Origin of the sequence: Thiohalomonas denitrificans, assembly GCF_016841685.1 — a bacterium.
Classification (GTDB): domain Bacteria; phylum Pseudomonadota; class Gammaproteobacteria; order Thiohalomonadales; family Thiohalomonadaceae; genus Thiohalomonas; species Thiohalomonas denitrificans_A.
Genome location: NZ_JAENYR010000024.1, coordinates 34,097 through 42,790, shown reverse-complemented (window position 1 = coordinate 42,790; position 8,694 = coordinate 34,097). Strand labels below are relative to the sequence as shown.

At 61.7% G+C, this 8,694-nt stretch carries 8 protein-coding genes; 2 read left to right on the top strand and 6 right to left on the bottom strand.

Translation table 11 applies throughout. The features are described from left to right. Nucleotides 1-168 precede the first annotated feature (168 nt). From dapE to dapC, 4 genes are all read right to left on the bottom strand, one after another. On the bottom strand, nt 169-1,305 hold the full coding sequence (dapE, locus tag Q7L05_RS07300; RefSeq protein WP_303904133.1) for a succinyl-diaminopimelate desuccinylase: 1,137 nt from the start codon (nt 1,303-1,305) through the stop codon (nt 169-171). A gap of 113 nt (nt 1,306-1,418) precedes the next feature. Then, the gene (locus Q7L05_RS07295; protein WP_303904131.1) at nt 1,419-1,763 is read right to left on the bottom strand and encodes an arsenate reductase; all 345 of its coding nucleotides are present in this window, start codon (nt 1,761-1,763) and stop codon (nt 1,419-1,421) included. 174 nt (nt 1,764-1,937) lie between these two features. Beyond that, complete coding sequence (dapD, locus tag Q7L05_RS07290; protein ID WP_303904128.1) at nt 1,938-2,762, bottom strand: 2,3,4,5-tetrahydropyridine-2,6-dicarboxylate N-succinyltransferase; 825 nt, start codon at nt 2,760-2,762, stop codon at nt 1,938-1,940. A 172-nt stretch (nt 2,763-2,934) separates the two neighbouring features. Next, entirely contained in the window at nt 2,935-4,131 is a 1,197-nt protein-coding gene (gene dapC, locus Q7L05_RS07285) for a succinyldiaminopimelate transaminase (RefSeq protein WP_303904125.1), read from the bottom strand. Between the two features lie 93 nt (nt 4,132-4,224). On the opposite strand from dapC, the gene Q7L05_RS07280 reads away from it, so the two are divergent. Beyond that, nucleotides 4,225-4,437, top strand: coding sequence for a DUF2945 domain-containing protein (locus Q7L05_RS07280; protein ID WP_303904121.1), 213 nt, complete (start codon nt 4,225-4,227; stop codon nt 4,435-4,437). Then, complete coding sequence (locus tag Q7L05_RS07275) at nt 4,437-4,964, top strand: DUF488 domain-containing protein (protein WP_303904118.1); 528 nt, start codon at nt 4,437-4,439, stop codon at nt 4,962-4,964. Before Q7L05_RS07280 ends, Q7L05_RS07275 begins: the two co-directional genes overlap by 1 nt. 179 nt (nt 4,965-5,143) lie before the next feature. On the opposite strand, the gene glnD is transcribed toward Q7L05_RS07275, so the two are convergent. Next, a complete protein-coding gene (gene glnD, locus Q7L05_RS07270; protein ID WP_303904116.1) occupies nt 5,144-7,789 on the bottom strand; it encodes a [protein-PII] uridylyltransferase in 2,646 nt (881 codons plus the stop codon). Further along, a complete protein-coding gene (gene map / locus Q7L05_RS07265) occupies nt 7,789-8,556 on the bottom strand; it encodes a type I methionyl aminopeptidase (protein WP_303904113.1) in 768 nt (255 codons plus the stop codon). Before map ends, glnD begins: the two co-directional genes overlap by 1 nt. Between the last annotated feature and the right edge of the window lie 138 nt (nt 8,557-8,694).

The following is an 8,694-nucleotide window of genomic DNA, read 5'->3' as shown; positions in this document are numbered from 1 at the left end:
GCGCCTCCTACCAAGGGGCTGTCGCCTTCGTTCCCGGTAGGAGGGCCGCCCCGGCGCGATGCGGTCCGTGACGGAGACTCGCCGCGGGGGCGCGCCTCCTACCAAGGGGCTGTCGCCTTCGTTCCCGGTAGGAGGGCCGCCCCGGCTCGGCCTGATCGGTGATTGATTTTATTCCTCCGTCCCAAGAAGCCGCTCGAGGATCCTCTCGTAGATGGCGGAAAGCTGCTCCAGGTGCTCGACGCGAACCTGCTCGTTTACTTTGTGAATGGTGGCGTTAAGCGGTCCGAGTTCGATGACCTGGGCGCCGGTGGGGGCGATGAAACGCCCGTCGGAGGTGCCACCTGCGGTATTCACATCGGGTTCGCGGCCGGTCGCCGCGTGAATGGCGGCGACGGTGGTCTCGACGAGTGCGCCGCGGGGGGTGAGAAACGGGTCACCCGAGAGCGACCAGTCGATCGAGTAGTTGAGGTTACGGGCATCCAGAATGGCATGGACCCGTTTCTTCAGCCCATCGGCGCTGCTTTCGGTGGAGAAACGGAAGTTGACAAGGGCCTCTACCTCGCCGGGAATCACATTGGTCGCCCCGGTCCCGCCATGGATATTGGAGACCTGGAAGGTGGTCGGAGGGAAAAATTCATTGCCGTCGTCCCACACTTCCCGACAGAGGGCATCCAGGGCCGGAGCCAGATGGTGGATGGGGTTATCGGCCAAGTGCGGATAGGCGACGTGGCCCTGGGTGCCCTGCACCAGAAGACGGCCGTTCAGCGATCCGCGGCGTCCGTTCTTGACCACATCCCCCACCTCGTTGGTGGATGAGGGTTCGCCTACCAGGCACCAGTCGATCCTCTCTCGGCGCTGCTCCAGGTGCTCCACCACCTTGACGGTGCCATTCTGCGCCGGACCCTCCTCATCGCTGGTGATGAGAAAGGCGATGCTTCCCCGGGGCTCCGGAGTTCGGGCCAGGAAGCGTTCGCAGGCGGTGACGAAGGCGGCAATGGAGCCCTTCATGTCCGCGGTGCCGCGCCCGTGCAGTACGCCATCCTCGAGCACGGCATCGAAGGGCGGGTGACTCCAGTTGGCCTCGGCGCCGGTGGGGACCACGTCGGTGTGGCCGGCGAAGCAGAATACCGGACCTTCCGTACCTTTCCTTAGCCAGAGATTGTCCACCTGGCCGAAGCGCAGGTGCTCAGCCTGGAAACCCAGTGGCGCGAGTCGCTCCGCCAACAGGGGCTGACAGCCGGCGTCTTCGGGCGTAACGGAGCGGCGGCGGATCAGGTCACGGGCGAGGTCGAGGGTGTCTGACATGAGATAATTTTTTGTAAAGTTAGCCACAGAGGACACAGAGGACACAGAGAGCACAGAGAAGAAGAATTGCATAGTCTTTTCTCTGCGTTCCTCCGCGTCTCTGCGGTGAATCTTCAGTGAAAGAGATCGGCGTAGTCGTCTTCGGAGAAGCCTACCTTCACGCCTCCTTCGTGCTCCAGCACCGGGCGCTTTATCAGCGTCGGCTCTTGGCGGATGAGTTCCAGTGCTTTCACTTCACCGACATTGGCTCTCTTCTCGGCCGGCAGCTTGCGCCAGGCCACACCTCGCCGATTCAGCAGCGCCTCCCAGCCAACAGCGCCAACCCATATTGCCAATCGCTCTTCGGGCAGACCGTCGGCGCGGAAATCGTGAAAGTCATGCTCGATACCGTGTCCGCGTAGCCACTTGCGTGCCTTGCGCACCGTATCGCAGGTTTTGATGCCGTAGATTTTGCTCATGATTCGATCCAACCACGGGGGACACGGGGAGCACGGGGACTTCAACCCTTGGAAAACATGATGCCTCCACAGAGAACTACTGAAAAGTGCGTTTAATTTCTCTGTGGTTACCTTTCAGTTTCGCCGTGTTCCCCTTGTTCCCCTTGTTCCCCGTGCGCCCCGTGGTTAAAGCCCTCAGATATCCCGCAGCAGCTCGTTGATACCGACCTTGGAGCGGGTCTTCTCGTCCACTTTTTTGACGATGACCGCGCAGTACAGGCTGTACTTGCCATCCTTGCTCGGCAGGTTTCCGGAGACCACCACCGAACCGGCGGGAATGCGGCCGTAGAGGATTTCGTCTTTTTCGCGGTCGTAGATGCGGGTGGACTGGCCGATGTAGACGCCCATGGAGATGACCGCACCCTCTTCGACGATGACCCCTTCGACAACCTCGGAGCGGGCGCCGATGAAGCAGTTGTCCTCGATGATGGTCGGGGCCGCCTGCAGGGGCTCCAGAACGCCTCCGATGCCGACGCCGCCGGAGAGATGGACATTCTTGCCGATCTGCGCACAGGAGCCGACGGTCGCCCAGGTGTCGACCATGGTGCCGGAGTCCACGTAGGCGCCGATATTGGTATAGGAGGGCATCAGCACCACTCCGGGCGCGATATAGGAGCCGCGTCGGGCCGAGGCAGGCGGGACTACGCGTACGCCGCAGTCGCGGAAGTCGCGTGAGTTCATGTCGGCATATTTGGACGGCACCTTGTCGAAATAGTTGGTGAAGCCGCCCTTCATGTAGCGGTTGTCCTCGATGCGGAAGGAGAGCAGGACCGCCTTCTTCAACCACTCGTTGACCTGCCAGTCGCCCACGCCGCGGCGTTCCGCAACCCGCTGTTCGCCACTGTCCAGCAGGCGGATGGCCTCTTCGACGGCCTCTTTCACTTGAGGCTCGGCACTGCGCGGCGTGATGTTGGCGCGGTGCTCGAAGGCTTCCTCGATAACGTTCTTGATGTCTTCCATCTTGTTTCCTTCCAAATTGACAAATGGCTTAACCACGGGGAATACGGGGAGCACGGGGTTTTTACCACAGAGAGCACAGAGTCATTTTTGAAGATTATTTTCTCCGTGTTCTCTGTGGTTTGCGGTGTTGCCCCCGTGAACCCTGTGCCCCCCGTGGTTAGATCTCTTGAAGTTAAAGGCTCTCGACGAAGCGGCGGACACGTTCGGCCGCTTCGATACATTCATCCAGTTCCGCCACCAGGGCCATGCGTATTCGCCCGGCACCCGGATTCAGACCATGGGCCTCCCGGGAGAGATAGCTGCCGGGCAGGACGGTCACGTTCTGTCGCTCGAACAGCCCCCGGGTGAAGTCGGTATCGGCGATCGGGGTTTTGGGCCACAGATAGAAGCCCGCATCCGGTCGTTCGATATCGAGGACCGGCTGGAGGATATCCAAAACGGCGTCGAATTTCGCCCGGTAAAGGTCGCGGTTGGCCTTTACATGGGTTTCATCCTGCCAGGCGACGATGCTGGCCGCCTGGGTGGGCGGCGGCAGTGCACAGCCCTGATAGGTGCGGTAGTGCAGAAAACGGCGCAGGAGCTCGCGGTCTCCGGCCACGAAGCCGGAGCGCAGGCCGGGGAGATTGGAACGCTTGGAGAGGCTGTGGAATACCACACAGCGGCGGTAATCGTCACGGCCCATTGCCGCGGCAGCCTGAAGCAGGCCGGGCGGCGGTGCATCCTCCTCGAAATAGAGTTCGGAATAACACTCGTCGGAGGCGATGATGAAATCGTGCTCGTCCGCCAGCCGAATCAGCCTCTGCAACTGCTCCACCGGCATCACGGCACCCGTCGGATTGCCGGGACTGCACAGGTAGATGAGCTGGGTGCGCTGCCAGACATCGGCCGTGACCGCATCCAGGTCCGGGAGGAACCGGTTTTCCGCCGTGGTGTTCAGGAAAAAAGGCGTGGCCCCGGCCAGCAGCGCGGCACCTTCGTAGATTTGATAGAAGGGATTGGGCGCCAGCACCAGCGGGTACCGTGAGCGATCCACGACGGCCTGGGCGAATGCGAACAGGGCCTCACGGGTACCCGCTACCGGAAGCAGGTTAGCCTCCGGGTCGATACTGTCCACCGGCAGCCCGAAGCGGCGGGTCAGCCAGCCCCCTGCGGCGGCGCGCAACTCCGGACGCCCCTTGGTAACGGGGTAATTGGCCAGCCCATGCAGGTGCGTAATCACCTCTTCGATGACGAACGCCGGCGGCTGGTGCTTGGGCTCGCCGATAGACAGGGCGATGTGGGGCTTGTCTGCGGGCGGCCGTACACCGGTCTTCAGAGAATTCAGCTTCTCGAAGGGATAGGGCTGTAGTTTTTCGAGATCCGGGTTCATGGCGTCGGTTCACGGCAAAACCACCATTATACTGGATGAGAGAAGGGAATGAAGTTGCTAGCTGGCATCTGCCAAGTTCCGGAGGAGGTAGCTATGGCAAGACGCTTCAAGGTTGGCGATCACGTGCGTTGGAACTCGGAGGCCGGCTACGTCACCGGCCGCATCATCCACGTTCACACCCGGGACGCCGAGTACAGGGGCCATCGTCGGCGCGCCAGCGAGGACGAGCCCCAGTACGAAATCCGCAGTGACAAGAGCGATCACATTGCCATGCACAAGGATTCGGCACTGGAGCCGGTCCGCTGATGATGGCGATCTGGACGCTCGGGCACTCGAACCGGAGCTGGGGGGAATTTCTCACTCTGCTGCGCTCGCAGCGTATTGAGCAGGTGGCGGATGTGCGCCGCTTCCCCGGCTCACGCAAGCACCCGCAGTTCGGCCAGGAGGAACTGCCCCAGCGGCTGGCCACGTCCGGCCTGGCCTATCAGCACATTATCGAACTGGGCGGACGCCGCAGGTCCAACCCCGGCTCCATCAACACCGTGTGGCGCAACCCGGCGTTCCGCGCCTACGCCGACTACATGCAGACCGAGAGCTACCGCAGCGGACGCGCTCGGCTGCTACAGATGGTGGCCCACGGTCGCACCGCCCTCCTGTGCTCGGAGGCGGTGTGGTGGCGCTGTCACCGCGCGCTGATCGCCGACGACCTCAAGAGCGCGGGTATCCTCGTGCTCCACATCATGTCGCCGACGAAAGTCGTGGAGCATCCCTATACAACTGCCGCCAGCGTAGTCGACGGTCAGCTCGTATACGGGCCGGCATCGCCGCACTGACCGCCCCGCCGATCCGGGACTCAGCCTCTCGCTCCCGCCCGCAGGCTGAAACCGGCGTGTTTGCGACCGCGAGGCGTCCCTCAGACTGAACCGGAACGACCCGCATCAGCGGTGTGCCTACGCCGGCGCAGGGTGGCTTGGGGCACTGGCACTCCGTTTCGCTGTAATTCCGTTCGAATTCACTCCCGATCGAGCCTCTCGCAGATGCGCTGCCGCAGGCAGCGGGTTTTTTGCTCATCACGCAGGAGTTCGCCGTTTTTATCGGCAACCATGAAGACATCTTCCACCCGTTCCCCGAAGGTGGCGATCTTTGCGTCCTGCAGCAGTACCCCGCATTCGGTCAGGGCCCGGCCAATCTCGGCCAGCAGCCCGGGGCGGTCGGCCGCGACTACTTCCATAATCGTTCGGCCGTTGCGCAGGTCATTCTGGAACGTGACCTGAGTGGGTAGATTGAAGTGCGTGAGCTGTCGGGCAACCCGGCGGCGCACCCTGGCAGGCGTCTCTTCCGGGTGCGCCAGGAGATAGGTCAGGCGCTCACGGATCTCGCGTTCGCGCCCAGGCTCTTCAATGGGTTCGCCCGATTCCTCCAGAACGATGTAGGTGTCCAGCGTGTAACCATCTTTGGAGGGAATGATGCGTGCGTCGGCCACGGTCAGGCCCAGTTGGTCGAGGGCGGTGGTGGTGATCGTGAACTGGTGCTCCCGAATGCGGGTAAAGACAAAGACCTCGGTTCCTCCCCGCTGGGTTTTTCGCCGCAGTAGCACCAGTGGCCGGTCCGGCTGGGCATTTTCGGCGATGGCCCGGCTGTGCCAGGCGATTTCATCGACCGAGTAGCGAAGGAAATAGTCGTCGGTCAGACGGTCCCAAAACCGTGACACCGCATCCATGTCGACATCGCTCGCTTCGAGAAGCCGGATAGTCTCGCGCTGGGTCTCTTCAATCAATTCCTCTTTGACGATGGGATTGGTGAGGCCCCGGCGCAGCGCCTTGCGAGCGGCATAGTAGAGCTCGGCCAGCAGCGCATCCTTCCAGGAGTTCCAGACGCCGGGGCTGGTGGCACGGATATCGGCCACGGTCAGCAGATAGAGATAATCCAGTCGGATTTGAGCGCCCATCTGTGCCGCGAATTCGTTGATGATATCCGGGTCGGAGATGTCCTTGCGCTGGGCAGTGGTGGACATCAGCAGATGGTTGCGGACCAGCCAGGCGACCAGGTGCGTGTCGTATTTCGACAGCAGGTGGTGGGTGCAGAAGGTCGCGGCGTCTTCCGCTCCCAGTTGGGAATGGTCTCCGCCGCGCCCCTTGGCGACATCGTGGAACAGGGCGGCAATGTAGAGGAGCTCCGGTTTGGCGATACGCTGAATGAGCCGGCTGCAGAGGGGGAATTCCCCGGCGTGCTCCGGGACGGCGAAACGACGCAGGTTGCGGACTACGAAAAGCGTGTGTTCGTCGACCGTATAGACGTGAAACAGATCGTGCTGCATCTGGCCCGCCACCCGTCCGAATACGGGCAGGTAGGCGCCGAGGACACCATAGCGATTCATGCGGTGCAGGGCATCGGTGATCCCCCGCGGCTGGCGCAGGATCTCCATAAAGAGGCTGCGGCAGCGCAGGTCCGCACGGTATTCGGTATTGATGAGATAGAGGTGGTTGCGGATCTGTCGGATGGTCTCGGCCCGCACCCCTTTTGCATTGGGGTGCTGCACCAGTACCAGGAACAGCTCCAGTAATGCGAACGGATAGCGCCGGAACACCTGGTCGGAGGTGGTCTCGAGAAAGCCCTTACGTAGCTGAAAGCGCTTGCTGATGGAGACCGGGTCGGCGGGTTGATCTCCATAGAGTATCTCCTCCTGAAACAGCTGCAGCAGCATCTCGTTGAGCCGCTCCAGTTCCATTACCGTTCGGTAGTACTCCTTCATGAAGTGCTCGACCGCCAGACGGGATTCGTCGTCCCGAAAGCCGAACTGGATGGCCAGCGTGCGCTGGTGGTCGATCAGTAGACGATCTTCACGGCGTCCGCTGAGGATGTGCAGGCCGAAACGGACCCTCCAGAGGAAGGCCTGTCCATCGCTCAACGCCCGGTATTCGGAAGCCGTCAGAAAGCCGTGGCCCACCAGGTCATGCAGGGTTTCGGCGCCGTAGTGGCGCTTGGCCACCCAGCCGATCATCTGGATATCGCGCAGGCCGCCGGGGCCCTCCTTGACGTTGGGTTCCAGGTTGTAGGCGGTGTCGTTGAACTTGTGGTGGCGGGCGATCTGCTCCTCCCACTTGGCCTCGAAAAACGCAGGGCCTGGCCAGACATGCTCCTGACTGGTTCGCTCGCGCATGGTCTCATAGAGTGCTCGAGGCCCAATTAGTAGCCGCGACTCCATGAGGTTGGTGGCGACGGTGATATCCCCCTCTGCCTCCTCCACGCACTGTTCGACGGTTCTGACGCTGTGTCCCACCTCCAGGCCGATATCCCACAGGAACAGCAGAAAATTCTCGAGCTTCTCCCGGAAGCGGTGGATAGCCCCGGTTTCGGCCAGGATCATCAAGTCCACATCGGAGTGGGGATGCAGCTCGCCGCGGCCGTAGCCGCCAACGGCCACCAGGCAGAGATCGTCTGTCGTGTCGTCGAAGTGGAGCGCCCAGGCCCTTTCCAGAAGCCGGTCCACGAAGCGGGCGTGGGCCGTCACCAACTCGACTACCGAATCTCCGGCCAGAAAGCGCTGTTCCAGTGCGGTTCGCGCGGACCTGACGGTATCCCGAAACAGCGCAAGCGGCGGACTTCCGGCCGTCAGGGCGCTGTCGAAGGCCTCGGAATCGAACAGCGCAAGGGACACTAGATCTCCTCGCCTTTGCGGAGGGTCAGTACCTCATAGCCCGTTTCGGTGACCAGGATGGTGTGCTCCCACTGGGCGGAGAGGGTGCGGTCCTTGGTGATCACGGTCCAGTTATCCGGCAGCAGCTTAACAAAACGTTTTCCGGCATTGATCATCGGTTCGATAGTGAAGGTCATCCCCGCCTCGAGCACTATACCGGTGCCGGGTTCGCCGTAGTGGAGGACCTGCGGGTCTTCATGAAACTGCTGACCGATGCCGTGGCCGCAGTATTCGCGAACCACCGAGTAGCGGTGTTTTTCGGCGTATTCCTGGATCGCATGGCCGATATCCCCCAGACGGATGCCGGGCCGGACCATTCTGATCCCGGTGATCATCGCCTCCCGGGCCACACGTACCAGCCGCTCGGCCTTTACGCTCGCTTCGCCGACAAAGAACATCTGGCTGGTATCGCCATGGTAGCCATTCTTGATGACGGTGATATCGATATTGACCACATCCCCCTTCTTGAGAGCCTTATCGCCGGGAATCCCGTGACAGACCTGGTGATTGACGGAGGTACAGATAGACTTGGGGAAACCGTGGTAGTTGAGGGGCGCCGGGATCGCCTGCTGCTCCTCGACGATGTAGTCGTGGCAGATACGGTCCAGTTCGCCGGTGGTAACGCCGGGTTGGACGTGCGGTGCGATCATTTCCAGCACCTCGGCGGCCAGCCGGCTGGCAATACGCATCTTTTCGATCTCTTCGGGCGTCTTGATATGGACAGCCATGTGTTTGAAAGTCCTGCAATTTGTGGGTTTGTCCGGCGGGGCGCTGCCGGTTCGGCGGGTTGTCTGTGAAAAGGCGTCGGCAATTGTTGTGCCGTTACGGATATGGTATAAAGGCGCGCTTTTGTAGGCAAACGAAAA